23 protein-coding genes and 1 pseudogene are annotated in these 26,149 nt (G+C 66.6%); 2 read left to right on the top strand and 22 right to left on the bottom strand.

Translation table 11 applies throughout. The annotated features are described in order from the left end of the window. The first annotated feature begins 79 nt into the window (after window positions 1–79). Together ACVMIH_RS20745 and ACVMIH_RS20740 are read left to right on the top strand one after the other, a co-directional pair. The gene (locus ACVMIH_RS20745; protein ID WP_057017464.1) at window positions 80–772 is read left to right on the top strand and encodes a response regulator transcription factor; all 693 of its coding nucleotides are present in this window, start codon (window positions 80–82) and stop codon (window positions 770–772) included. 424 nt (window positions 773–1,196) lie between these two features. Next, window positions 1,197–2,132: pseudogene (locus ACVMIH_RS20740) on the top strand (sensor histidine kinase); the annotation flags it as partial. A 105-nt stretch (window positions 2,133–2,237) separates the two neighbouring features. Here the strand turns inward: ACVMIH_RS20740 and ACVMIH_RS20735 are convergent. The 22 genes from ACVMIH_RS20735 to ACVMIH_RS20630 form a co-directional block, all read right to left on the bottom strand. Beyond that, complete coding sequence (locus tag ACVMIH_RS20735) at window positions 2,238–3,482, bottom strand: IS4 family transposase (protein WP_456866532.1); 1,245 nt, start codon at window positions 3,480–3,482, stop codon at window positions 2,238–2,240. A gap of 262 nt (window positions 3,483–3,744) precedes the next feature. Then, window positions 3,745–4,371, bottom strand: a complete 627-nt coding sequence (locus tag ACVMIH_RS20730) for an FMN-dependent NADH-azoreductase (RefSeq protein ID WP_057016864.1) — start codon at window positions 4,369–4,371, stop codon at window positions 3,745–3,747. A 9-nt stretch (window positions 4,372–4,380) separates the two neighbouring features. Then, window positions 4,381–5,952: an isochorismatase family protein gene (locus ACVMIH_RS20725; RefSeq protein ID WP_057016865.1), complete on the bottom strand. Its 1,572-nt coding sequence runs from the start codon at window positions 5,950–5,952 to the stop codon at window positions 4,381–4,383. A gap of 12 nt (window positions 5,953–5,964) precedes the next feature. After that, entirely contained in the window at window positions 5,965–6,813 is an 849-nt protein-coding gene (locus ACVMIH_RS20720; RefSeq protein ID WP_057016866.1) for an MBL fold metallo-hydrolase, read from the bottom strand. Window positions 6,814–6,864: 51 nt separating this feature from the next. After that, window positions 6,865–7,755, bottom strand: coding sequence for an amidohydrolase family protein (locus ACVMIH_RS20715; RefSeq protein WP_057016867.1), 891 nt, complete (start codon window positions 7,753–7,755; stop codon window positions 6,865–6,867). Then, entirely contained in the window at window positions 7,752–8,870 is a 1,119-nt protein-coding gene (locus tag ACVMIH_RS20710; protein ID WP_456782493.1) for a vWA domain-containing protein, read from the bottom strand. Before ACVMIH_RS20710 ends, ACVMIH_RS20715 begins: the two co-directional genes overlap by 4 nt. Beyond that, a complete protein-coding gene (locus tag ACVMIH_RS20705) occupies window positions 8,867–9,748 on the bottom strand; it encodes an AAA family ATPase (protein ID WP_028338483.1) in 882 nt (293 codons plus the stop codon). The genes ACVMIH_RS20710 and ACVMIH_RS20705 overlap by 4 nt, the downstream gene beginning before the upstream one ends. Window positions 9,749–9,757: 9 nt before the next feature. Next, the gene (locus ACVMIH_RS20700; RefSeq protein WP_456863171.1) at window positions 9,758–10,780 is read right to left on the bottom strand and encodes a xanthine dehydrogenase family protein molybdopterin-binding subunit; all 1,023 of its coding nucleotides are present in this window, start codon (window positions 10,778–10,780) and stop codon (window positions 9,758–9,760) included. A gap of 2 nt (window positions 10,781–10,782) precedes the next feature. Next, entirely contained in the window at window positions 10,783–12,375 is a 1,593-nt protein-coding gene (locus ACVMIH_RS20695; RefSeq protein WP_456863168.1) for a xanthine dehydrogenase family protein molybdopterin-binding subunit, read from the bottom strand. 12 nt (window positions 12,376–12,387) lie between these two features. Then, complete coding sequence (locus tag ACVMIH_RS20690; RefSeq protein WP_028333320.1) at window positions 12,388–12,867, bottom strand: (2Fe-2S)-binding protein; 480 nt, start codon at window positions 12,865–12,867, stop codon at window positions 12,388–12,390. A 6-nt stretch (window positions 12,868–12,873) separates the two neighbouring features. Beyond that, window positions 12,874–13,692: an FAD binding domain-containing protein gene (locus tag ACVMIH_RS20685; RefSeq protein ID WP_456863165.1), complete on the bottom strand. Its 819-nt coding sequence runs from the start codon at window positions 13,690–13,692 to the stop codon at window positions 12,874–12,876. Window positions 13,693–13,707: 15 nt separating this feature from the next. Then, window positions 13,708–14,151, bottom strand: coding sequence for an SRPBCC family protein (locus tag ACVMIH_RS20680; protein ID WP_057016876.1), 444 nt, complete (start codon window positions 14,149–14,151; stop codon window positions 13,708–13,710). Between the two features lie 3 nt (window positions 14,152–14,154). Beyond that, window positions 14,155–14,592 carry an SRPBCC family protein gene (locus tag ACVMIH_RS20675; RefSeq protein WP_168855380.1) on the bottom strand — a complete coding sequence of 146 codons (438 nt, stop codon included), beginning with the start codon at window positions 14,590–14,592 and terminating at the stop codon, window positions 14,155–14,157. Window positions 14,593–14,601: 9 nt separating this feature from the next. Further along, entirely contained in the window at window positions 14,602–17,496 is a 2,895-nt protein-coding gene (locus ACVMIH_RS20670) for a flotillin family protein (RefSeq protein WP_225158678.1), read from the bottom strand. Window positions 17,497–17,520: 24 nt separating this feature from the next. Next, entirely contained in the window at window positions 17,521–18,354 is an 834-nt protein-coding gene (locus ACVMIH_RS20665) for a phosphoenolpyruvate hydrolase family protein (protein ID WP_229191102.1), read from the bottom strand. Between the two features lie 3 nt (window positions 18,355–18,357). Further along, window positions 18,358–20,568, bottom strand: a complete 2,211-nt coding sequence (locus ACVMIH_RS20660) for a Tm-1-like ATP-binding domain-containing protein (RefSeq protein WP_456863160.1) — start codon at window positions 20,566–20,568, stop codon at window positions 18,358–18,360. Beyond that, on the bottom strand, window positions 20,561–21,343 hold the full coding sequence (locus ACVMIH_RS20655) for an ABC transporter ATP-binding protein (RefSeq protein ID WP_016847809.1): 783 nt from the start codon (window positions 21,341–21,343) through the stop codon (window positions 20,561–20,563). Before ACVMIH_RS20655 ends, ACVMIH_RS20660 begins: the two co-directional genes overlap by 8 nt. Beyond that, window positions 21,336–22,421, bottom strand: coding sequence for a branched-chain amino acid ABC transporter permease (locus tag ACVMIH_RS20650; RefSeq protein ID WP_057016880.1), 1,086 nt, complete (start codon window positions 22,419–22,421; stop codon window positions 21,336–21,338). The genes ACVMIH_RS20655 and ACVMIH_RS20650 overlap by 8 nt, the downstream gene beginning before the upstream one ends. 3 nt (window positions 22,422–22,424) lie before the next feature. Next, window positions 22,425–23,435, bottom strand: coding sequence for a branched-chain amino acid ABC transporter permease (locus ACVMIH_RS20645; RefSeq protein ID WP_057016881.1), 1,011 nt, complete (start codon window positions 23,433–23,435; stop codon window positions 22,425–22,427). A gap of 120 nt (window positions 23,436–23,555) precedes the next feature. Then, window positions 23,556–24,374, bottom strand: a complete 819-nt coding sequence (locus tag ACVMIH_RS20640) for a helix-turn-helix transcriptional regulator (RefSeq protein ID WP_016847806.1) — start codon at window positions 24,372–24,374, stop codon at window positions 23,556–23,558. A gap of 136 nt (window positions 24,375–24,510) precedes the next feature. Further along, window positions 24,511–25,761, bottom strand: a complete 1,251-nt coding sequence (locus ACVMIH_RS20635; RefSeq protein ID WP_057016882.1) for an ABC transporter substrate-binding protein — start codon at window positions 25,759–25,761, stop codon at window positions 24,511–24,513. 125 nt (window positions 25,762–25,886) lie between these two features. After that, window positions 25,887–26,078, bottom strand: coding sequence for a hypothetical protein (locus ACVMIH_RS20630; RefSeq protein WP_057016883.1), 192 nt, complete (start codon window positions 26,076–26,078; stop codon window positions 25,887–25,889). Window positions 26,079–26,149: the final 71 nt, after the last annotated feature.

Raw genomic sequence — 26,149 nt, 5'->3', positions numbered from 1 at the left:
GGCGGCGATCGTCGCGGGGCGGCCGCTCGGAGAGTTTGAGAACTCGGAGAGTTCGACACAACTCAGAGAGTTCAGGAATATGACCGGTGCTCACCGCCGCATTCTCGTCGTCGAGGACGACCCGGAAACCGCGGATCAGCTCGTCGAGGAGCTCACCACCAGCGGTTATGATGTGGATCTGGCGGCGAACGGCCGCGAGGCGCTGAGCCAGGGCGCGGCGCGCGACTATGCCGTGATCACCATCGATCGCATGCTGCCCGACATCGACGGCATCACGGTGATGCGTCAGATGCGCGACGGCGGCATCGCAGTGCCGTTCCTGATCATCAGCGCGCTCGGCGAAGTCGACGACCGGGTGCGTGGCTTGCGCGCCGGCGGCGACGACTATCTTGTCAAGCCGTTCTCCTTTGTCGAACTGCTGGCGCGGCTGGAGGCGCTTGGCCGCCGCAGCGAGACCGTTGCAAAGGAGACCATCCTGCGGGTCGGCGATCTCGCGATCGATCTGATTTCGCGGACGGCGAGCCGCCGCGGCCGCAAGATTCCGCTGCTGCCGAAGGAATTCCAGCTGCTCGAATACCTGGCGCGCAACGAAGGCCGCGTGGTGTCGCGCGCCATGCTGCTGCGGCATGTCTGGGACCTGCACTTCGATCCGTCGACCAACATCATCGACGTCTATGTCGGACGTTTGCGCCGCAAGGTCGACGACCAGCAAGCCTATCCGCTGATCCACACGATCCGCGGCATCGGGTACTGCCTCCGTGCTCCTGGCTAAGACCCTCAAGTCGTCGACGTTCCGCCTGGCGTTGATCGCCATCGGTGTCTTCGGCCTGATCGTCTCCGCGATCTTCGCCTATGTCTACTGGTCGACGTTGTCCTATGTGCGCGACAGATCCGACCGCGCGATCAGGACCGAGCAGGCGAGCCTCGATGATGCCTATGCGCGGTCCGGCCGCGATGGCCTGACCGCGTTGATCGCGCAACGCGTCGCGGACAAGGGCTTTGCCGATCATGTGTATTTGTTGGTCGGTCCCGGATCGACCGTGCTGGCGGGAAATCTCAGACAGTGGCCGGCGGGCGCTGCCGAGAAGGGATGGGCTGAATTTCGTGCCTCCCTGCCACAGCTTTCCTCGGGCCCCTCCCTGCTGCGAGGCGTGACGGAAACCCTGTCAAACGGCGATCGGCTGCTGGTCGGCCATGACATCAGCGATCTCGACGGCTTCATGGCGCAGATCAGGGCCGCCGGCATTGCCGTCGTCGTGCTGATCATCGGGCTTGCGGCTGCTGCCAGCATCGGCGTCACGCGGCGAACCGTCGGCCGGATCGAGTCGATCAATGCGACCAGTCGCGCTATCATGCTCTCCGGCCTCGACCAGCGCATCCCGCTTCGCGGCAGCCATGACGAATGGGATCGCGTCGCCGAGAATCTCAATCTGATGCTGGACCGGATCCAGACCTTGATGGGAGACGTCAAGCAGGTCAGCGAAAATATCGCCCACGACCTGCGCACGCCGCTGACCCGGATGCGCGGCCGGCTCGAGAAGGCCTATCACGCCCCGCGGAGCGGCGAGGGGGATGCTGCGCTGATCGGCGACACCATCGCCGATCTCGACGCGGTGCTCGGGATGTTCGCGTCGATCACGCGGATTTCCGAGATCGAGACGCGAGCCCGCAAGGGTGCGTTTCGCACCGTCAATCTCGTCGAGATCGCCGCCGAGGTGGTCGAGCTCTACGATGCCGCGGCTGAGGAGGTTACCACCCGGCTCGACCTTGCCGGCGATCGGGCGGTGCTGGTTACCGGGGACCGCGACCTGCTGTTCGATGCGATTGCCAATCTCGTCGACAACGCCATCAAGCATGGCCGCCCAGGTGGGCGGGTGACGGTGACCTGCGACAACGATGAGCGAGGCGCGGTGATTTCGATCGCCGATGACGGCCCCGGGATACCCGCCGAGCAGCACGACCGCGTCTTCAAGCGGTTCTACCGGCTCGAGCAGAGCCGCTACACGCCGGGCAACGGCCTCGGCCTCAGCCTGGTCGCGGCGGTCGCGAGCCTGCACGGCGCACGGATCGAATTGCGCGACAATGCGCCAGGATTGTTGTGCAGGCTGGTCTTTCCCGCCGCGGAAACGTAGGGCTAGTGCGGAGTGACCCACAAAATCGTTTCGCGAGAATGAAAGCGTATGACCCGCCGGCCAAGCCATACATTCGATGTGGTCCCTGCGAAAGCACTAGTGCATCTACACGTTTGTCGGGCCATTTGCGAGGATTTGGAAGCGGGCCATTCCGGTGTGGAAGGTGATTGGTCCAGGTGGACGGTGGGAGGCGTAGCCGGTCCATCCGCCGAGTTTTGCGATGATCCATGCCGCCCGAGCAAGGGTGTTGGGGCGATGGTGGTTTTTCTGAAGCTCGGTGCGACCTTTCATGGTTTTGTTGATGGCCCTGAGCGTCTCGATCTCTTCTGCGGTGAAGACAAATTCAGCCGGCAATTCTTCGCCACTGTTGCGGGCCTGAACGAGTTGAATGACGATACATGCCGCTCTGGTGGCGACCGCCACGAGCTTGATCAGGCCTTCGGCGCTCTCGATCTGACTATCCTCGATGCGCAAACCCTGGCTCTTCAGCGAGCGAAAGAGTTGCTCAATGATCCAGCGCTGGCGGTACCAGGAGACGATCTGCCAGGCGTCTTTAACGGTGGCGACCGGATGAGTGGTCAGGAGCAGCCAGCGAATGGGCTCCGCACCTCTCGGCGGATGCAACTCGACCACTTCTACGAAGCTGAGTTTGATGCCCTCCGCCAAGTCGGTGACGCCGGGCCTCTGCGGCCGCTTGAGCACGACGGTTCCGAAGCGCATCGAGAGATGGGCCTGCCGGCCGCGCCGATCCATTCGCTGCGGCAGATCGATCACCGCGTTGTCGCAGAAGCGGCTCCGCTCGACCGCCTGATAAAGTGTGTCGCCATCGACCAGCGCATGGTCGTGCATGGCACGCGACAGAAGATGGACATTCTCAGCTGGCGTCAGCGCCCAGTGAGCAAAGAAATCCCCCTCGCGGTCGTTGACGACGGTGATCATGCGGGCATCTGCCAGGACGTCGCGGCCTTGCTCGGCGGCCGTCACCCAGCGCGCCGACTCCTTGTCGGCCAAGGCGCGCCGCTCATGCGGGATTTTTACCTTGCCTTTGCGCGTCCAAACGTTGCCGCCAGTAAGGCCAAGACAGACCCCGCTGTCGGCATCCACCGCCATCATCGCATGCAACAGCACGCCGCGAGCATTGCCCTTGCCGACTTTGCCCAGCCCGCGCCGCCGTCCCGCCTGGGTCTGGAACTTGACCTCGCTCGTATCCTGGATCGCCAGCACATGACGCCCGCTGACCGCAGTCCGCGTCTGCGTGCTCCAGCCCTCAATCAATTTATCGATCGTGACTTGGGGGTTGTTCACAAACCGCCAGAACGCCATATTGGCAGCCCAATCGCCCCGGGCCATCTGGCGCAAGCAGACGCTGCGCGTGCAAAGCATAGCCCGGAGAAGCGTCGCCCCCTTTTGTCGAGACGAACGTCCCCGAACTCACCCAAAGACAAATCCGGCTGCATCGCTGGCGCTCCTTCGAATCAAAGCGCCAGTGAGAGAATCATACAACATGCTGCAGAGACGCCACTTCTTGCTGCGCCGAGTCAATCTGTCGCGCCCCAAAACCGTGTAGACACGCTAGTGCTTTCGCAGGGACCACGACGGAGTGGAGTCTCTTTCAAAACCTCCCTGCCATCTCCACCAGCCGCCGGTGCGCCGCCTCGCGGGCGGCGCGGATCGGCTCGGTGGGCCCGGTGGTAGGGCCGATCGGTACGAAGCGCACGTCGCTGATGCCGATGAAGCGCAGCGCCTCGCGCAGATAGGGCGTTGCCATGTCGATGCGGCCGCGGTTCATGCCGGTGACGAAGTCGCTGCCGCTTGCGAGGATCACGATCGTCGGGCGGTCCTTGAGCAGCGGCAGGTAGCCCTGCGCCGGATCGAAGCGGAAGGCCAGCCCGGGCTGGATGATGACGTCGAGCCATTGCTTGAGCTTGTAGGGAATGCCGAAATTCCACATCGGCGTCGAGATCAGCACGCGATCGGCCAGCGACAGCCGCAGCGCGAGGCGCTCGGCGATTGCGAAGGCGTCGTGCTGCGAATTGGTGAAGCTCTTGCCGCCGATCCGGGCGTATTTGGCCTCGAGCAGATACCCATCGAATTCCGGCAGCGGCTCGCGCCAGAGGTTCATCGCGTCTATCTCCCAGTCCGGTCGCGCCCGACGGAAGCGATCGAGAAAGGCACGTGCGCCGGCCGCCGATTCCGAGTCGGGGCGCGGTGAGCAGTTAAGGTGCAGCAGCTTCGGCACCGCGCCTCCCTAGCCAAGTGCCTTGATCACGGTGTCGGCGTTGGTCACGACGGAGACGTTCTGGAGCGCGAAATTGATCGCGGCGTTGTGCCAGTCGGCATTCATGGTCGAACAGCAATCCTCCGGCACGATCATGAAATAGCCTTTGTCGGCGCCGGTGCGCGCGGTGTGCTCGACCGACATGTTGGTCCAGGCTCCGGTATTGATGATCATGTCGCGGCCGGTCGCCTTCAGGATGGTCTCGAGCCGGGTGCCCTCCCAGGCGCTCATCCGCATCTTCTCGACCACGAAGTCGCCCGGGCGCGGTTCGAGCCCCGAGACCGGTGCCGCGCCCCAGCTGCCGCGCACCATCGCCTTGCTGTCGACCAACCCCTCGAACAGCGGCGCATTGAGCGTGACGCCGGGCGCGCCCGGCTCGACGACGAACCAGACATGGATGATGGAGACGCCGCGCGCTCGCGCAGCCTCGGCCACGCGGCGCACATTCTCGACGACATGCTGCTGGCGGGCGTGTGCGGGCGCACCGGACTCGGCGAACGCGCCGCCGTCCATGATGACGTCATTCTGCATGTCCTGGATGATCATCGCGCAGCGTTGCGGATCGAGCTGCATCTCGCCGGCGGCGAGATTCGGCGCAGGCGTCGACGAGGCGGCGCCGGCGCCGCCGCGCTTGCCGCTCATATAGGGCTCGTGGCGCGGGCCGACCTTGGTCGGGATCGCATAGACCGAATGGGTCGCGGTCAGATAGAGCGTGCGGAAGTCGGCGCCGCCCCAAGCGAGGTTGGCGACGAGCTCGGGCAGGCGGACCTTGCCGAGCAGGTCGGCGGCGGGCGAATAGACCCAGACGCCGCCGGGCGCGGTGACCCAGACATTGCCGCGCTGGTCGCATTTCATGCCGTCGGGCAGGCCGGGCTCGAGCTCGGAGCGGATGCCGGAGGCGAACACGCGCGGATTGGTAAGCGAGCCGTCGGCATTGACGTCGAAGGCGCGGATCAGCGCCTGCACGGTGTCGTTGACATAGAGGATGCGCTCGTCGGGCGAGAAGCACAGCCCGTTCGGCTGCTCGAACAGGTAGCGGTCGACCAGCAGTTTCGGCGCGCCGCCGCCGGGCGGCACGCGGTAGACGCCCTGGAAGCCGAGCTGGCGCGGCCGTTCGACGCCATAGACCGGCATGCGGCCGTACCAAGGATCGGAGAAATAGATCGCGCCGGAGGAATGCACACAGACATCGTTCGGACTGTTGAGCTCCTGGTTCTCGTAATGCGAAGCCAGCACCTCGCGCCGCCCGTCGGGCCGCTCGCGGATCAGCGAAGACGTCGCGTGCTCGCAGACGATCAGATTGAGGTCCGCGTCATAGGTCATGCCGTTGCATCTGTTCGATGGCCGCCTGACCTCGACGACGCCGCGCCGCGCATCCCAGCGCCGGCGCACATCGCCCGGCATGTCGGAGAACAGCAGGAAATGATCGGCCGGATGCCAGATCGGTCCCTCCGTGAAATCGAAGCCGGTCCCGACCTGGCCGACCGGCGCGTAGGGATCGATCAGGTCTTCGAACTCGCTGCGCAGCGTGACATGCGTCATCGCCTCGATCCTCTACGCCGGGAACCAGTTGCGCTGCGGCAGGCTCTGCACGACAGGCCCGGGTACCTGGTCATGCAGGCGGCCGACCACCATGCCGCCCTCGACCTTGGCCGGGCGATCGTGCACAGGAAGCAGATAGCGGGAGCTCGAGAGCAGCTTCTTGATCGCTGCCTTCTCGGCGCGCTTGCTGGTGCCGTGGTTGCCCGTGGTGCGCGGCTCGGCGTCGTGGATCTCGTTAAAGGGATTCACGATCTGGTCGTTGAAATCATAGATCACGTCGCCGCAGATCGTCGCAATCCCGTCGGCGGTGTGGACATGGATGTTCATCGAGCCTTCGGTATGGGCGTTGGCAGCGTCGCAATAGACGCCCGGCATCAGCTCGACCGGGCCGGTGATTTCGAGGTCGAGAAAGCGCAGCGCGCTCTTGGTGTGCAGGCGGTCGATCAGGTGCTTGATGTCCGGCGCCGGATACTGCGGGTGCATCAGGCCCGAGACGGAGTATTCCAGCTCCTTGCGGTTCAGCACGACGGTCGTGTTCATCGGGAACAGGTCGTCCTTGCCGGCATGGTCGATGTGCAGGTGGGTGTGACAGACGAAGCGGACGTCGCCCATCCGCACGCCGTGGCGGGCGAGCTGGTTCTCGATCATGTTTTCGTGGAACTGGAGCCCGCGCATGCCGAGCGTCTCCATGATCTGGTTGGAGCGATAGCCGGTGTCGACCAGCACGGGATAGGGGCCGCCGAGGATCAGGAAGCCGAGCGTCAGCACGCGGCGGGTGCGGCCGCAATTGTGCCCGAGCACGAGGAAGCTCGATTCCAGCTCGATATCGCCATAGTCCAGAATCTTGATCTCTAGCGGCATCTGTCTCCCTCCCAATTCGTGTTCGTTGTTATGTTCGACCCCGCGGTGCGGCTATGGCTGTAGCCGATAGACCCGCGCCGCCGTCGTGCTGAAGATCGCATCGCGCTGTTCGGGGCTCAGCCGTTCGGCTGCCGCCTTGAAAGCGGCGACGAGATCGCGATAGCTGGTCCACAGCTTCTCGATCGGAAAGTTCGAGCCGAACAGGCAGCGGTCGGCGCCGAAGATCGCGACGGTATCGGTCACCACGCCGGCGATATGCGCGGCATCGTTGCGATGGATGAAGGTGCCGAGCCCGGACAGCTTCGACACTACATTCGGACATCGCGCGAGCCGCGTCATCCCGCTGCGCCAGGTGGCGCGGCCCTGCGGCGACAGGTCCTCCAGCATGCCGGCATGCTGCAGGATGAAGGTCACGTCAGGGCAAGCCTCCGCGAGGCCGGCCGCATCGGCCATCTGCGGCGCGAACACCTGCAGGTCAAAACTCCAGCCGTAGTCGGCGAGGTGGCCGACATTGCGCCGGATCACGGGATCATTGCAGAGATCGGCACGCGCGGCGAAGCGGTACAGCGGGTTCTCGTGCCAGTGCAGCTGCATGCGCACGCCGTGCACCAGCGGATAGCGCTTCAATCGATCGAGTTGCGGGCGGACGTCGGCGACGGAGAAATCGGCATAGGCGACGAGGGCGTGCGGCCAGCCGTGCTGGTCCGCGGTCTGCTGCACCCAGGCGGCTTCGTCCTCGAATTGGCCGTTCGGCCAGTTGGTCTGGACATAGACCGAGCGGGTGACGCCGGTGCCCTTGAGGTCGCCGAGATACTCCTCGATCGGATAGTCGCGGCGGATCGGCTCATAGGGGCCGAAGATGCGCGGCTGCATCGGGCCGGACAGCCAGGCGAGATCGGCCTGCCGCCAGATGTGATGATGTCCGTCGACAATGCCAGTCACGCGGCTCTCCTTGTTCCAAGCGACAGCAGATGCGCGACAACAGCCGCGCTGGATCCGCCGTCCACGAGATCGTCGACAAAGCGCTGGATCGCGATCAGCGCCTCGGTTTGCGGCGTGAAGCCGGGCGAGGTTGCGAGCGGCGTCAGCCAGCTGACGCGCCAGGCCCGCCGCGACAGTTTTGCCACGGCATCGCGCAGCGCAGCCGGATCGCCGCGTTCCAGGCCGTCGGAGACGATCACGACCGCGGCGCCGCGGGCATATCCGCCGAACCGCGGCACGGCGAGGAACGCCTGCAGCGCATCGCCGATCCTTGTGCCGCCGTCCCAGTCGCTGACCAGGAAGGAGACCGCGTTCAGCGCCTGCTCGCGCCGCTTCAGCCGCAGCGCCGGCGTGACTCGGGTCAGTCTTGTGCCGAAGGTGAAGACCTCGACATTGCCGGCCGCCTGCACCAGCACATGCGCGAGCTTCATGTTCTCCTCGGTGCGTGCCTTCATCGAGCCGGAGACGTCGATCAGGAACAGGATCTTGCGCGGGCGCTGGCGGCGTCGCATCCGCCCGAGCCGCAGCACCTCGCCGTCATTGCGGACGCTGTCGCGCAGCGTGCGGCGCAGATCGGCGAACGGACCACTGCGTGCACGGCGGCGCCGGTGGCCGCGCCGTCGCGGCAGGCGCCTTGCCGCCTCGCGCGACAGCTTTCGCAGCGGATCGCTGGTCGCGGTCTGGGCAAAGCGGCGCTCGACCAATGCCTCGGCGCGCGCCGCGGCGAGGCCGGACTCATTGGCCTCGTCGGCAAGCGGCGGCTCGTCCTCGCCGCGGCCTTCCTCCTGCAGGCGAACGGTCTCTTCGTCCTCACCCTCGGCCTGCTCGATCGCCTCGGCGCCGCGGAAGTGGATGTCGAACAGCCGGTCATACGTCGCCCGGCGCTGGGGCGGCGGCGCCAATGTCGCGAGCCCGGCCAGGCGGATGTGCTCCAGGCTGCGCGGACCGAGCAGCTCGATCGCGGCGAGGAAGCTCGTCGTCTGCTCCGGCGCAACCGAAAAGCCGTTGGCGCGCAGCAGCGCGACGAACGAGACAAATATCCGCGCGGCGCGCGGCAGCTGCAGGTCGTCGTTCACGCGGCCGCCTCCGCGATGATCGCATCGAGCCGGGGCGAAATGAAATGCAGATCCTCCTCGTCCTTCAGCGCGACGCCGATCGAGCGTTTGAACGCGTCCGGCCAGCGCGCGCCGCCCTTGTTGAGCAGGGTCGCGGCCTCGGCCCAGTCGACCGCCTCGGCGATCCCGGGCGCCTTGCTCAGCGGCTCGCGGCGCAGCCGGCCGACGGCGGCGACCACCGCGCGGGCGGTGGCCTCGGCGACGCTGGACGCCCGCATCATCACGATGCGCGCCTCGCGCTCGGCATTCGGATAATCGATCCAGTGATAGACGCAGCGCCGCCGCAGCGCCTCGTGCAGATCGCGCGTCCGGTTCGACGTCAGCACCACGACCGGATGCTCTGCAGCGCGCACCGTGCCGCGCTCGGGGATCGAGATCTGGAAGTCGGAGAGGAATTCGAGCAGGAAGGCCTCGAACTCCTGATCGGCGCGGTCGATTTCGTCGATCAGAAGCACCGTCGCGTCGGGCGCGCGCAGCGCGGCCAGCATCGGGCGCTCGATCAGGAAGGCGTCGCCATAGATATCGATGCTCTCCTCGCCGGCCTGCCGGATCGCCAGCATCTGGCGCGGATAGTTCCACTCGTAGAGGGCAGCGGCGGCGTCGATGCCTTCGTAGCATTGCAGGCGGATCAGCCTGCGGCCGAGCACGGCGGCGATCGCTTTTGCAGCTTCGGTCTTGCCGACACCCGGCGCGCCCTCGAGTAACAGCGGCTTGCCCAGCGCAAGCGAGAGATAGGAGGCGGTCGCGATGCCGTCGTCGGCGAGATAATAGGCCGCGCGCAGCGCCTTCTCCAGCGCCTCTGGGCTGTCGATGCCGACGATGTTGCTGCGGACCGGCATGGAGAAACCTCAGCGCCGTGGCTGCGGGCGCGCGCCGCCTTGCGCCCTGATGGCGCGCAACACCTTTTCCGGCGTGATCGGGAGATCGTCGATCCGCACCCCGACTGCGTTGAAGATCGCGTTGGCGATCGCAGGCAGCACGGGATTGGCGCACATCTCGCCCGGTCCCTTGGCGCCGAACGGACCGTCGGGCGCCGGGCGTTCCAGCACCGCGATGTTGTGCGGGCAGATGTCGCCCGGACCCGGCATCAGATATTCGACGAAGTCGCGCGGACCGTGCACCGGCTCCGGATAATAAGGCTCCGGCGTCTCGTAGAGCGCGTGGCTGACGCCCATCCAGGCGCCGCCGACCAGCTGCTGCTCGACCAGCCGTGGATTGAGCGCGCGGCCGAGTTCATAGGCGGAGTCCATCCGGACCATGTCGACCTCGCCGGTCTCGTCGTCGACCTCGACCTCGGCGACCAGGCAGGCATGCGCGTAGCATGTCGCCGGCGACATCTCGCCGGTCTCGGGGTCGACGTCGGACAGCGGCACCAGGAAGATACCGCGGCCGGAGATCGTCTTGCCCTGCTTGAACTGCGCGGCGATGGCGACGTCCTTGGTGGAGATCGAGCGATGCGGCGCGCCCTTGACGTGGATATTGCCGCGGCCGTCGGTCTCGAGGTCGGCGGCATTCACCTCCAGTTCCTCGGCGGCGGCCTCCATCATCACACCGCGTGCCTCGCGCGCAGCCGCCATTACGGCGTTGCCGACGCGATGCGTGCCGCGCGAGGCGAACGAGCCCATGCAGTGCGGGCCGGTGTCGGAATCCGCGGTGTCGACATAGACGTCCTCGACCGGCACGCCGAGCGTCTCGGCGCAGATCTGCCGCGTCACCGACTTCATGCCCTGGCCGAGGTCGATCGAGGACAGCGCCACGGTGAACTTGCCGCTCGGGTTGGAATGCACCAGCGCCTGGCTGGGATCGCCGCCGAGGTTCATGCCGATGGGATAGTTGACCGACGCGATGCCGCGTCCGCGATGCCGGGTCATGGTCAGCGCCTCCTGGTGCCGAAGACGGAAGAGAAGCGGGTGGCGCCGTGCGACGGCGCGCCCGGCCGCGGCGGCGGAGACGACGGTGGCGGCGAAGAGGGCGGCGGTGGCGGCGGCTCGCGGGTCGCGGCCTGCGCGCGGTCATACGTCGTGCGCTGCTGGGATGGTGAGGCCGGCGGTGCATGCGGCTCGCGCGGGGTCGGCGTCACGGCGGCTCGCGCGCCGCCACCATCCTTGCGCGACGACATCCGCTTGAAGTCTTCGCGGAGCGGCCACTTGGCCTTCTCCGCTGCGACCTGCACGCATTCGATCAGCGCGGTGTTCTTGGCCTCGCGGCGGTGCGCCTTCATGTCGCCGTCGCGATATGCATTGAGGATCCGGAACTCCATCGGGTCCATGCCGACGAGATGGGCGAGCTTGTCCATCTGGCATTCGATGGCGAAATCCATCGCGGTGACGCCGAAGCCGCGCATCGCGGTCGCCGGCGTGCGATTGGTGAAGACGCAGTAGACGTCGCCATGAACGTTCGGGATCGTGTAGGGGCCGGGCAGATGGGCGGCGCATTTCACCGCTGCATAGCTCGACAGCCGCGTATAGGCGCCGCTGTCGAAGTAGGCGCGCACCTTGCGGGCGACGATGCGGCCGTCGCGCATCACGCCGTCCTTGATGTAGATGCGCTCGGCGCCGCGCGGCGGCCCGTACTGCATCTCCTCCTCGCGCCCGAACACATAGCGCACCGGGCGACCGGTCAGCATCGCGCCGAGGATGCAGAGCGGCTCGGTCAGCGTATCGACCTTGCCGCCGAACCCGCCGCCCACGGTGCCGCCGATGAAGTGGAAGGTGTTGGAAGGCACGTCGAGGATCTTCGCGCAGGTGTCCACCGAGAAGAACAGCGCCTGCGTCGAGGTGTAGACGATGTAGCGGCCGTTGGTGTCGGGAGCTGCGATCGAGCCGTTGGTTTCGGTCGGCGCGTGCTCGATCGGCGACATCTGGTAGCGCTGTTCCAGCACATGGTCGGCCGTCGCGAGTGCGCGGTCGGCATCGCCGAAGCGCAGCTGCTGGCGGTCGTAGGTCTCGTGATAGGTGAAGGTGTTCTTCGGATAGACCTCGTTGACCACGGGCGCACCCGGCTTCAGCGCCTCCTCGACATCGAACACCGCCGGCAGCGGCTCATAGTCGATCTTGACCTTTGCGATGGCCTCATAGGCCTCGCGCGGGCTGTCGGCGACGATCGCGACGATGGGTTCGCCCTTGTAGCGCACCTTGTCGACCGCGAGCGAGGGCTCGTCGTCCTTGCCGAAATTGATCAGGCTGAGCAGCGTGTTCAGGTTCCGCGGCACGTCGGAGGCGCGGATCACGCGCCGGACCCCCTGCGACCGCTCGGCCTCCGAGGTGTCGATGCGGCGGAGTCTTGCGTGGGGATGCGCGCTGCGCACCACCTTCAGATGCAGCATGCCCTGCAGCTTGTGGTCATCGAAATAGGGCGAGGTGCCGGTGACATGGCCGAGCATGTCCTGGCGCTGCGTGCCTTTGCCGATCTCCTTCAGATTTTCGTCGCGCTCGTCGGCGAAGATATCCTTGCGCAGTTCCAGCATGGCACTGTTCCCTTACGCACGCGCCCGGCCGCCGGACGCGGCTGATAGCACGGCGTTAATGATCGGCTCGTAGCCGGTGCAGCGGCAGATATTGCCGGAGATCGCCTCGACCACCTCGGCGCGGCTCGGCTGCGGATTGCGGTCGAGCAGCGCCTTCGCGGCCATCAGCATGCCCGGCGTGCAGTAGCCGCACTGCGCGGCGAAATTGTCGGCGAAGGCGCGCTGCAGCGGGTGCAGATTGGGGCCGTCCTTGATGCCGTCGAGCGTCTCGACCGAGCGGCCGGCGACCGTTTCGGCGAGCGTCAGGCAGGAGAGATGCAGCTCGCCGTCGATCAGCACGCTGCAGGTGCCGCAGCCGCCCTGGCCGCAGCCGAACTTCGGCGTCATGTCGCCGATCAGTTCGCGGAGCGCGACCAGAAGGTTGGTGCCGCCGTCGACGAAGATCGCGACGTCACGGCCGTTATGCTGGAATTGAAGGGCAGTCTTGGCCATCACGATTTATTCCTGACCGGACAACAGACGACGTAGATGCACGCCGACGATCTCGCGGCGATACCAGGCGCTGGCGAGCGCATTGTCGCCGGGTGACGTTCCCTCAACAGCTGCCGCAGCAGCCGCGCTGATGGTGGAGGCGTCGAGCGCGCGGCCTTCCAGCGCGCGCTCGGCGGAGCGGGCGCGGATCGGCGTCGGCGCCATCGAGCCGAGCGCGACGCGGGCGCCGACGATGCGGCTGCCGTTGACCGGCAGGTGCGCCGCGAGCGTGATCACCGCGCCGCCCTTGGGCTTGATCCGCGCGATCTTGCGGTAGCGGAAGGCGTCGACGCTGCTGGGCCTGGCAAAGGAGATCGCCAGCACCAGCGATCCGGCCTGCCGGTCGCGCGATTGCAGGAACTCCTCGATCGGGATCTCGCGCCCTCCGAGGCCGCCCTGGACGGACACGGTGGCATCAAGCGCGAGCATCGCGACCGTGAAGTCGCCATACGGCACTGGCGCGAACAGATTGCCCCCGACGGTACCCATGTTGCGCACCGCCGGCCCGCCGATCGAGCGCGCCGGGGCGTGCAGGAAGGTGAGGTCGCGTTCGGCCAGGATGCGCGCGAAGGTGACGCCGGCGCCGAGCGCGATGCGCGAGCCGGTGGCATCGATCCGTGTCATAGCATAGTCGCTGGCGCGCACGATGGTCGAGATCGAGATGTCGCCCTCGTTTAGCGCCCGCATCACCAGCGTGCCGCCGCCGAGATAGCGGGCGCTGCCATCCGAGGACAGCGCCGCCGCGGCGTCATGGGTGCTGGTGAAGGTCTTCACCGTGACTGGCATGATGGTGCTCTCCGCTTACGCGGCCTCCTTCAGATGCCGGCGGATGGCGTCGAAGCCGGCCTGGTAGATGTCTTCCGAAACCATCCGCGTGATGCGCTCGCTGTCCTCGGTTCGCGTCGTGAAGCGCGACTCCCAGTGCCAGAAGGTGCGGTCACCATCGGTGACCGGCAGCAGACGGACATGCGCCACGTAGTTGAACATCGGGATCGGCGTATCGAGCAGGCAGTAGCTGAACGATTGCTCAAGATCGGACAGCGCCAGCAGTTGCTCGCGCAGCTCGGCGCCGTCCTTCAGCTTGAAGCGCCTGACGCAGCCGATCTTGTCGGACGGCTGGGCGCGCTCGATGCCGCTGCTCGCGACCGCCGGATGCCAGCGGTCATGACCGTTGAAATCGCGCAGCACGGCCCACACCGCATCGGTCGGCGCATCCAGGATCGTGCTTTTGACGATATGCGGCACGGTCTATCCTCCGAACGCCCGCTTCAACGCGTCGAAGCCGCCCTGGAACACGCCGCCGGCGATATTGTTGACGAGCTCCGTCTCGCGCTCCGGCGCGCAGTCGAATTCGGCGGTCCATTCCAGGAAGGTCTGGTCGCCGTCGGTGACTGGCGTGAGCCGCAGCGTCGCGACGTAGTTCTCGACGCCCATCGGCGATTCCAGGATCGAATAGGTGCAGAACATGTCGTAGTCGGACAGCCCGAGCAGCTTCTCGCGGATGCGATCGCCGTTGCGCAGCCGGAAATCCCTGACGCAGCCGATCTTGTCGGAGGGCTCGCCGCCCTCGATCCGGCTTTCGGCGATCGCGGGATGCCAGTTCGGCAGCCCGTTGAAATCGCGGACGCGGGCCCAGACCCGGTCGTTGCGGGCGTTGACGACGGTGGAAACGTAAACCCGTGCCATGGCGTGAGCTCAGTCCTTCTTGCGCGGCGTGCGCTCAGGTCGCGCCGGCTCGCCGCCGCCCTCGGGCGCCGCCGGCTTGGCCTCGCCGCCGCTCTTGCGCGCGGAGTCCTTGATGCCTTGCATGTCGCGGGCTTCGCGGATCAGGCCGGGCATCTTGGCGAGGCTGCCGCCCTCGACGCCGATATCCGAGAGGATCGAGTCGATCAGCGGCGCCTGCACGCGGTAGCGCAGCGCCGAGTCGATCACCTCGTCGGTGGCGCTGCGGCCGGTGCCGTTGCCATGGCCATTGCCGTTGAGGCCGTCGACCTGGAGGATGCGGATGCCCTCGATCTTCTCCATCGGCTTGACGCTCTCGCGGACGATGCCCTCGATGCGGTCGAGCAGCTTGCGGCGGAACAGCGAGTAGCGCGCCTGATCGGTCAGCACGTTCTCGGCCTCGTTAAGCAGACGCTGCGCCTCGGCCTCGACCGTGGCACGGACCCGTTCGGCCCCGGCTGCGATCCTGGTTTCCTCGGCCTGCTTTTCGGCGAGCAGCACCTCGACGGTCTTGCGCCGCTTTGCGATCTCGCTTTCGCGCGCGGTGACGACGCGTTCGGCCGCTTCGGTGGCGTGGATCCGGGCGTCCTCGGCCGCGGCTCGTGCCGCGGATTCTTCCAGTGATTTCTGATGCAGCGCGATGGCCTTTTCCATCAGCGCGGTCTCGACATCCTTCTCGCGGTTGACCTCGAGCTTGCGTAGCTCGCGCTCGCGGCCGATGCGGGCCTCGTCGAGGCCACGGTCGGAGGCGATGCGGGCGCGTTCGACCTCCTCGCGGGCGACGATCTCGGCCTCCTGCAGCGACTGGTTGCGAGCGACCTCGAGCTGTTCGATCGCACGGCGCCGCTCGATCCGGGCCGCCTCCAGCGCCTGCTCGCGGGAGACGTCGGTGGTGTCGATGTCCTTGCGCGCCACAATTTCGGCCTGCCGGACCTGCCGGTCGGCATCGATCCGCTCGGAGCGCTTGGCGGCGAGCGCGATCACGCGCTCCTCGTCGGCGAGCTCGATCGCCTTCTTCTGGTCGATGTTGAGCACTTCGCGGGTCCTGGAGGAGGCGATCCGCTCACTCTCCAACGTCAGCTCGACATCGATGCGCTGCCGCTCGATGGCGTCGCGGCGCTTCAGCTCGGCGGCCTCGATCGCCTCGGTGCGCGCGATCTCGAGCCCGCGGGTTTCGCGCTCGGCGCGGATGCGCTGCGCGGCGACCGACTTCTCCTGCGAGATCCGCGCCGCCTCGATCGCCTCGCGGGAGGCGATATCGGCTTCCTCGATCGCGCGGGTGCGGGCGATCTCAAGCGCCCGGACGTGCTCTTCCTGGGCGATCCGCGACGCTTCGGTGGCTTCGCGGGCACTGATCCCGGCGATCTCGACCGCCTGGTTGCGCTCGATCTCGAGCTTGCGTGTGGTGTGGTCGGCGGCGATGCGCTCGGCGGCCAGCATCTTCTCGCGCGCGATGCGGGCGGCCTCGACCGCCTTCTGCGCCTCGATCTCGGCTTCCTGGATGGTGCGGACCTGCTGGATTTCCAGCGCGCGGGTGCGCTCGTCCGAGGAGATGCGCTCGACATTGACCGTCATGGTCTGGGCGATGCGCGCCTTCTCGGTGGCCTCGCGCGCGGCGATCTCGGCCTCGTCGACCGCGCGGGTGCGCTCGATCTCGCGGCGCCGGGTCTCCTCCTCATTGGCGATGCGGGCATCGGTGACGACGCGGTCCTGCTGGATCCGGGCCTTCTCGATCGCCTCGCGAGCGGCGATCTCGGCTTCCTCGACCGTGCGCATCCGCTCGATCTCGCGCTGGCGCACCTCGCGCTCGGAGGCGATGCGGGTGGTGTCGACCGAGCGCTGGTTGGCGATCCGGACCTTCTCGATCTCCTCGCGCGCCAGCAGCTCCTTCTCTTCGACCGCCCGCGTCCGCTCGATCTCCTTGTGCCGGGTCTCGCGCTCCGAGGCGATGCGTGCTTCGGTGATTGCCTGCTCGTTGGCGATGCGCGCTTTCTCGATGGCTTCGCGCGCCGCAATCTGGGCCTGCTCCGACTCGGTCTCGCGCAGCGCGCGCTCGCGGGCGACTTCGGTGCGCTGCAAGGCGCGGCGCATCTCGATGTCGCGTTCCTGCTCGAGGCGGGCGGTCTCGCTTTCGCGCTCGATCTCCAGCGCCTGCCGCTCGGCCTCGAGATTGCGGGAGCGGATCTTGATCATCGAGTCCTGCTCGATGTCGTTGCGCAGCTTGCGCTTGGCCTCGATGTCCTCCATCAGGCGGGTCAAGCCTTCGGCGTCGAAGCGGTTCGAGGGATTGAAATATTCGAGGTCGGTCTGATCGAGATCGGTGATCGCGACCGACTCCAGTTCGAGGCCATTCTGCGCCAGTGCTTCGGCGGCATTGGCCTTGACGCGCGCCACATAGTCGCCGCGCTGCTCGTGCATCTGCTCCATCGTCATCTCGGAGGCGACTGAGCGGATCGCGGAGATGAACTTGCCGGAGAGCAGGGTGTGGAGCTGTTCGGGCTCCATGGTGCGGCGGCCGAGCGTGGCGGCAGCGATCGAGACCGCTTCGCGGGTCGGCTGAACCCGGACGTAGAAATCGGCCTCGATGTCGACGCGCATGCGGTCGCGGGTGATCACCGCGTCCTGCCTGGAGCGCACGATCCCCATCGGCAGCACGTTCATGTTGACCGGCGTGTAGTCGTGGATGAAGGGCAGCACGAAGGCGCCGCCATTGATCACCACGCGCTCGCCGAGGAAGCCGGTGCGGACGAAGGAGACCTCCTTCGACGAGCGGTGATACAGCCAGTTCACGACATAGACGATGATGACGATCGCGACGATTGCGACGATGAGCCAGAGGATCAATTCACCGACCAGCATCCCCGACATCTCTTCCTCCCTTGGTCACGGCGGCTAGCGCGCGCCGATCGCCTTGAATTTGCGAACCTGATCCGTCAGCGCTCGCTCGACCGGCAGGCGTTCCATCGAGGAGGCGCCGTAGAAGCCGTGGCAGTTGCGGGTCTGCTTCATGATGAAATCGGCATCGGCGGGGTCCGCGATCGGACCGCCATGCGCGAGCACGATGATGTTCGAATTGACGCTGAGCGCGGCCTCGGCCCAGGCCTCGATGCGGGCAGGGCAGTCGGCGAGCTTCGGCGCGGTCTGCGCGCCGATCGTGCCGCCGGTGGTCAGGCCCATGTGGCAGACGATGATGTCGGCGCCGGCGATCGCCATCGCGGCGGCCTCCTGCTCGCTGAAGACATAGGGCGTGGTCAGCATGTTCTTCTCATGCGCCTTCGCGATCATGTCGATCTCGAGCGCGTAGGACATTCCGGTCTCTTCGAGATTGGCGCGGAAGGTGCCGTCGATCAGGCCGACGGTCGGGAAGTTCTGCACGCCGGCAAAGCCGATCGCCTTGAGCTGGTCGAGGAAGAAATCCATATCGCGGAACGGATCGGTGCCATTGACGCCGGCGAGCACCGGCGTCCTGGTCACGACCGGCAGCACCTCGCCGGCCATCTCGACGACGATGGCGTTGGCATCGCCATAGGGCATCAGTCCGGCGAGCGAGCCGCGGCCGGCCATGCGGTAGCGGCCGGAATTGTAGATCACGATCAGGTCGACGCCGCCGGCCTCCTCGCATTTCGCCGACAGTCCCGTGCCGGCACCGCCGCCGACGATCGGCTCGCCGCGTGCGATCATGGCGTGAAACTTCTTCAGCAGCGCTGCGCGTTCAAACCTGGGCATGGGTCACCTCGCCACTCTCCGCCGCACACCGGCGCGTCCGAGCAAGGGGCGGAACGCGCTGACGATGGCGGCGGTGAACTCGGGATCGTTGATGTTGCGTTTGATGCGGATGATCTGCCGGTTGCCGGTCTGGCGCACGGTGCGCTCCAGCGCGCGGAACAACGCCGCGTCGGCCTCCGGGTCCCAGAACGGCTGGCCGGGTGCATCGAGCGCGGAGACGCCGCCCTCGGCCAGGAAGAAGCGCACCGGCCCGTCCATCTGGTTGAGCCGTTCGCCGATCCAGCGGCCCATGCGCTCGTTCTCTTCCGGCGTGGTCCGCATCAAGGTGACCTGCGGATTGTGGATGTGGAATTTGCGCTGCCGATAGCGCTCCGGGATCGTGTCGGGTGCGCCGAAGTTCACCATGTCGAGCGCGCCGACCGAGCCGACATAGGGCACGCGGCTGCGGACGATGGCGCCGAAGCGATCCTCGGTCGCCGGGAACACGCCGCCCATCAGGAGGTCGCAGACCTCGGTCGTGGTGAGGTCGATCACGCCGGCGAGTTGGCCGGACTCGACCAGCTTCTCCATCGAGCGGCCGCCGACGCCGGTGGCGTGGAAGACGAGGCACTCGAAATCCTCGCGCAGGTCCGCCGCGATCTTCTGCACGGCCGGGGTGGTGACGCCGAACATGGTGATGCCGATCGCCGGAAGGTTCGCGCCTGCGCTGCGCTGCTTGCCGGCCTGCTCATCGAGCCGCGCCTTAACCATGCCGACCAGCGCATGAGCGCCGTTGCCGAGCACCGTGCGCGAAATCGAGTTGAGACCCTGCACGTCGGTCACCGAATACATCATGGTGATGTCGGCGGGACCGACATAGGGACCGACGTCGCCGGACGCGACCGAGGAGATGATCAGCTTCGGCACGCCGACCGGCAGCGCGCGCATGCCGGGCGCGACCAGCGACGCGCCGCCGGAGCCGCCGGCGGAGATGATCCCGGCGATATTGCCCTGGCGACGCAGCCATCGCTCGAACGCCTCCGCCATCGCCGTCACCGAGGCGCCGCGATCGGCGCCGAACACGCCGGAGCCGCCGCGGCCGTGGTTCAGTGCGATCTCCTGCGCGGTGACATCGCAGCTCGCCGCTTTGCCGCTGGTCGAGACGTCGACCAGTCGCGTGCGCAGGCCGCTGCCGGCGATGATATCGCGGATGAAGCGCAGCTCGGCACCCTTGGTGTCGAGCGTGCCGACGATGAGGACGACCGGTGGCCCGGACGTTCGGGAGGTCGTCGGTTCGCGTCGCTGCCGGGTTGCCTCCTCGAGCCGAGTGACCCCGGTGGACTGCGTCCGTGCGGCGGCCTCGATGCGGGCGATCGGCACCGGCTGCGACCAGCGGGTCGGCAGCACGGGATTGGAGACGTAGATGCGGGTCGGCCCCTTGCGTTCCGGCTGCGGGGCACCGGCCGCTTCGGCCTTCGCCGGTGCTGGCTCGGCGTCGGTCTCGTCGGCGCCATGGGTGCCGACGCCGAGCAACCGCTGCTGCAGCTCGCGGTCGGTTGCAAGGCGGGCGGAATCGATGATCCGGTTGATCCGGCCATTGACCATGATGGCGACGTTGCGCGACACCGCCGTCGCCACACCGATGTTCTGCTCGATGACCAGCACGGAGATGTCGCCCTCATCGCCGAGCCGCAGCAGCATGTCCTCGACCTGGGCGACGATCACGGGCGCAAGGCCTTCGGTCGGCTCGTCCATGATCAAGAGATGCGGATTGGTCAGCAGCGCACGCGCGATCGCGAGCATCTGCTGCTCGCCGCCGGACAGCTGGTTGCCGCCGTTGGTCTTGCGCTCGGCGAGGCGCGGGAAGGTGTCGTAGATTCGCTCGATGGTCCAGGCGCCGCGCCGCAGGCCGCCGGCAAGCGCAAGGTGCTCGTCGACGGTCAGCGACCGCCACAGGCGGCGGCCCTGCGGCACATAACCGACGCCGAGCCGGGCGATCCGTGCCGGATTGAGCCGCGTGACCTCTTCGCCGCGAATCCGGATCGAACCGCCGCTGGCACGCACGAGGCCCATGATCGCCTTGCACAGCGTGGTCTTGCCCATGCCGTTGCGGCCGACTACCGAGAACACGCCGGACTCGAGCGTGAGATCGACGCCCTGCAGCGCATGCGAATGGCCGTAATAGACGTCGAGGCCCTTCACCTCGAGCGCGGGCATTGCGCGGCGGTCATTCATGGCCGCCTCCGAGATAAAGCTCCTGCACCTCGGGATCGGATTCGATCTCGCGCGGCAGGCCTTCCTTGAAGATGCGGCCGTTGTGCATCATCGTCACGCTCTCGACGACGCGCAGTGCGACGTCCATGTCGTGCTCGATGATGATGTAGCCGATATGCGCCGGCAACGAAGTCAGGATCTCGATCAGCTCGCGCCGCTCGGTCGGCGACAGCCCCGCCGCCGGCTCGTCGAACAGGATGAAGCGCGGCGCGCCGGCCAGCGCCAGCGCGATCTCGAGCTGCCGCTGCTGGCCATGTGCGAGCTCGGCGACGCGCTGGTCCTTCACGCCGCTGAGGTGAACCGCCTGGACCAGCGTTTCGGTCGCGTGCATCAGCGCATCGTTCTGCCCCGGGCGCAGGAACGAGAACCGGCCACGCGAGACGCCACGGCAGGCGAGGTAGACGTTGTCCTGCACCGTGAGGCCGGGGAACAGCGCCGAGATCTGGTAGGTACGGCGTAAGCCCCGGCGGATCCGCTCATAGGGCGGGAACTGGGTGATGTCCTCGCCGAAGAAGCGGATCGTGCCGGAGGAGGGCGGGAAGTCACCGGTGATGCAGTTGAACAGCGTGGTCTTGCCGGCGCCGTTCGAGCCGAGCACCGCGCGCCTTTCGCCCGGCCGCACAGTGATGGTGACGTCGGTCAGCGCCGCCAGCGCGCCGAACAGCCTTGTCACGCCGCGCAGTTCCAGCGCCGCGCCGGCGCCGACCACGGACAGCCGCTGCGCGACGCTATCCATGGCGGCCTCCGCCTGAACGTTGCGTCGAGGATGCATTGCGCTGCCGCCAGCGTTCCCACAGGCCGATCACGCCATCCGACGACCAGAACACGATGGCGAGGAAGCCGAGCCCGATCAGCAGCCGGAAGCGGTTGCCGTCGAGCCCGAACTTGATCAGCACGTCGAGCGCGAAGGTCCGCAGCAGCACGAAGATCAGCGCGCCGATGAAGGGTCCGATCGGCCGCGTGATGCCGCCGACCACGGCGATGATCAGGACGTCGATGCAGGCTCCGACGCTGACCGAGCCGGGCGAGATCTGCCGGTAGTTCCAGACCTGCAGCACGCCGCCGAGCGCGGCGATGAAGGCGGCGAAGGCGTAGGCCGCGATGCGGTGCGCATTGGGGTTGAAGCCGAGCGCCGCCATGCGGCGGGAATTGTCGCGGACACCCTGCAGCGCGAGGCCGAACGGCGCCCGCGAGACATACTGGACGGCGAAGTAGCAGATCGCGGCGACGCCGAGCGTGACATAATAGAAGGCGATATCGGCGCGCCAGTCGACGCCCCAGAACTGCGGCGTCGCGACGGTGTTGATGCCGGTGTGGCCGTTGAAGATCGCCCAATTCTGGTTGGTAAAGTAGTAGAACGCGGCGCCGATCGCGAGCGTAATCATGATGGTGTAGATGCCCTCGGTGCGCACCGCGAGCGCGCCGCCGAGCGTGCCGAACAGCGTCGCGAGCGCCAGCGCCATCGGGGTTGCCAGCCACCACGGCCAGCCGAGGCTGATATTGGCGTTGCCGCTGATGCCGAACACCGCGACCATGTAGCCGGCGAAGCCCGCGATGGTGAGCTGCATCAGGCTGACCATGCCGCCATAGCCGGCGAGGAACATCAGGCTGAGCGCGATGATGCCGAGGATCAGCGTGGTGGCGAAGATCTCGATCAGGAAGAAACCGTTGGCGATCAGCGGCATGATCACGAGGATCAGCGCGACCAGCCAGGCCGCCGGGTTCTGGAATTCCGGCCAGGCACGGATGAAGGCGCGGCGGGCCGCGTTGGCGGATGGATCGGGGCGGAACTGGGTGCTCTGGAGCAGCGACATCTGTCATCGCCTCGCGAGCAGGCCCTGCGGCCGCAGCGCCAGCACCAGCACCATGATCAGGAAGGTGACGACGATGGCGTAGGTCGGGATGTAGACCGAGCCGAGCTGCTCGGCGAGGCCGATGATGACGGCGCCGAGCGCCGCTCCCGGGATCGAGCCCATGCCGCCGACGATCACGACGACGAGCGAGGCGAGCAGGAACCGCGTATCTTCGCCCGGCGATAGCGACTGGAAGGTGCCGCCGACCACGCCGGCGATGCCGGCAAGGCCCGCGCCAAGCGCGAACACCAGCACGAACACCAGCTGGATCCGCACGCCGGTGGCGGCCAGGATGTCGCGGTCGTCGACGCCGGCACGCACGATCATGCCGATCCGCGTACGGTTGAGCGCCACCCACATCGCGATTCCGATCACGACGGACGCAGCGAAGATCACCAGCCGCACCAACGGGTATTGCAGATAGACCGGTTCGCCCGTTGATTTGATCGCGGTCAGCAGCGGCAGCTGGATCGGGCCGATCAGCCAGCTCGGGGTCTGGATCTGGTAGAAGTCGCCGCCGAACACCCAGAGCATCAGATCGGCGAACACGATCGACAGCCCGATCGTCACCATGGTCTGCCTGAGGTCCTGACCCTCCATGCGTCGGAACACGACGAGCTGCAGGATCACGCCGACCAGCGCCACCGCGATGAAGGCGATGATGAAGCTGAGGAGCCACGACCCGGTCCAGCTGCTGATCGCGTAGCCGACATAGCCGCCGAACAGATAGAGCGAGCCGTGCGCGAGGTTGACATTGCGCATCAGGCCGAAGATCAGCGTGAAGCCGCTAGCCACCAGGAAGTAGAGCCCGCCGAGCGTGATGCCGTTCAGCACCGCGTTGAGGAACACGCGCTTGCGGCCGATCGCGGCCTCCAGCCCCGGCGGCCAGATCGCGAACACCAGCCACGCGAGCACCGCGACCGCGATGATCACGATCAGTGCCCAGGCCGGATGGCGTTCGATGAACCTGGCCATCTCCGTCGCGTTCCCTCACTGGTCGCGACCGTCTGCCGGGCCGCGTGTCCAGTATCCTACCGAGGGCGTAAGCTCAGGATTTGATCGACAGTATCTTTTATCGTGCGCTCCGGAACTCCTTCACGGCCGCAACACCTTGGCGGCGCGGCGATAGTCGGTCGGGGCCATGCCGACATTGGCGGCGAAGAAGCGGGTGAAGCCGCTCTGCGAGGAGAAGCCGAGGTCGAAGCCGATATCGGCGATCGGCGTCTCGGTCGCCACCAGCGCATCGAGCGCCTGCTCCATGATCAGCGTGTTCATGTAGAGGTGAGGGGTGACGCCGGTCTGGGTGCGGAACAGCCGGTAGAAATGCGGCCGCGACAGCCCGGCCTCGCGCGCGATCGCATCGAGCTCGATCTCGGCGCCGGGGCTTTCCGACATCAGCTTGATCGATTTGCGCACCCTGAAATCGGTCACCGCGGCCGCCGCGCGCGCATCCTGCGCGGCCTGCCAGCTCTCCTCGTAGCAGGAGTCGATCAGCTGCCGGAGTTCGCAATCGAGGCTGCGCAGCGACGGCGCGCCGCACACTAGTGCTGCGGTGCGGCGGATCAGCCGGTCGAGCGCTTCGGTGCGCGGAAAGAAGGTGCGGCCGAACCGCAGGCCCTGTGCCGTCGCGGGCTGCGGCGCGAACCATTCGGCGTTGACATAAAGCACGAAGAAGATCGCGCCGTGGTCCATGTCGGTCGGCAGAAAGTTGTGCGGTTCCCACGGGTTGACCGCGACGACGGTGTCGTCCTTGAGCAGCAGCCGCTGCTCCGAAACGTCGATCTGCGCCGGCGTTCCGCCGACATGAAAAATCAGATGCCCTTCGCGGTGCGCATGCACGTTGAAGGGACGGTTCAACTGATAGACCGTCGCGCGACCGAACCGGCCGTGGAAGACGGCAAGCGCCCTGCTCATGCCTCCCCTCCCGCGGGATGTTCTTGTCTTTTCGACAAGCGTTCATCATCCGCCCGCGGAAAGCAAGGGCGAGCAGGGCTCTTGATGCAACCGCGCACCATGCCCCGGCCGTTCAGCCTGCACTGCAACAAATACGTCAGTACTTCTTGCACTCCGGGACCGTGCGGCTCGGCAGGCCGATCTTGGCGAACACCGCCGGATCGTAGCCCAGCGTCTGGTTGACGTTCGGGATCACCTTGACGACCTTGCTGAACAGTGCGCCCTTGCCGTCATCGACCACCTCGGTGACGAAATTGGTGCCGATCGCCTGGCGGTTGGAGTCGAGCTTGATCTTGCCGTTCGGCGCGTCGATCTCGATCTTCGCCAGCGCGTCCTTGAGCTTGGCCTGGTTGTTGGAGAGATCGCCATTGACCTGGCGCAGCGCCAGGATCAGCGCCATCGTCGAGCCGTAATAGTTGGTCGCGAGCAGCGACGGGCTTGGGAAGCGTTTGGCCGGCGGGAAGGCATCCTGATAGGCCTTGACGAATTTCTGCCAGCCCGGATCCTCCCAGGTATCGGCCTGGCCGCTGGCGGCGATGGTGCCGATCAGCGCGTTCTTGGCGTTGCCCTTCGACGACAGGATGGTCTGGTCGATCATGATCGAGCCGCCCATCAGATGCGCCTTGCCGCCGGCCTGCTGATACTGGTTGAGGAAGTTGACGGCATCGGCGCCGCCGAGGCCGAGATAGATCGCGTCGACGTCGTCAGGCAGCGCGGCGATCACGGAGGCAAAGTCCTTGGTGCCGAGCGGCACCCATTGCCGGTTGGTGACCTGGCCGCCGGCGCCGCAGAACTCGAGCACCAGGCCAAATACCTGGGTGTAGATGAAGGAGTAGTCCTCGCCGACGGTCGCGATCTTGCGATAGCCCTTGGTCTCGTAGGCGTATTTGCCGAGGCCGACCTGCCACTGCGCGCCGTCCATGTTGTAGCGGAAGAAGTTCGGCGCCGGATCGACATAGGTCGTTTCCTGCGCGCCGGAGGCGGCGTTGACGAAGGTCAGCTCCGGATGGGTCTTGGCGAAATTCTTGACTGCGATGCCTTCGTCGCCGGACAGCGGCGACAGCAGGATCTGCACCTTGTCCTGCTCGATCAGCTTGCGCACCGCGCGCACTGCGGAGTCGGGCGTCGCGTCGGTCGAGGCGACGACGTATTCGAGCTCCTTGTCGCCGATCTTCTTGCCGAGCACGTTGAGCGCCGTCTGGAAGCCGCGCATGCCGTCCTCGCCGAGCACCGTGTAGGTGCCCTCGAGCGTCGCGGTGACGCCGACCTTGATCTTCTCCTGGGCGAACGCCGTGCCCGAAAGCAACAGGCTGCTCAACGCAATCAGTCCCAAACTGCCTTTCAACATCGCGCTCCTCCCTCTGTGTTGTCGCCGGCGTCCACTTGGCGTGCGAAGGCTGATGGGCGTCCGGTTGTTGCCGGCAAAGCTAGCCGAAGGCAGGCGCGGCGCGGATGTCGTCGGCGCTGGGTGGCTTAACGGGCAGTCTCATTTTGATTGTTGCGCCGCAGCGCGGCTCGCGGCGCAATGCCGCGGAGCGTGTTCGGTGTCATCACCGCGCATGCGGGTGATCCGGTATTCGAGAGACGGTCCTGCTTGAGCCGAGAGGTCACGGTGCACTGGATGCTCGCACGCGCGGGCATGACACCGGAGAGAATGCCGTCCATGCTCTCTCCGCACGTCGTCCCGGCGAAAGCCGGGACCCATAGGCCGCGGCGGGTGTCGTGAACGGGACTCG

It is taken from the genome of Bradyrhizobium sp. USDA 4503 (assembly GCF_054055815.1).
Note: the sequence above shows the minus strand (reverse complement) of the source record. Positions and strands in the feature narration are given on the sequence as shown.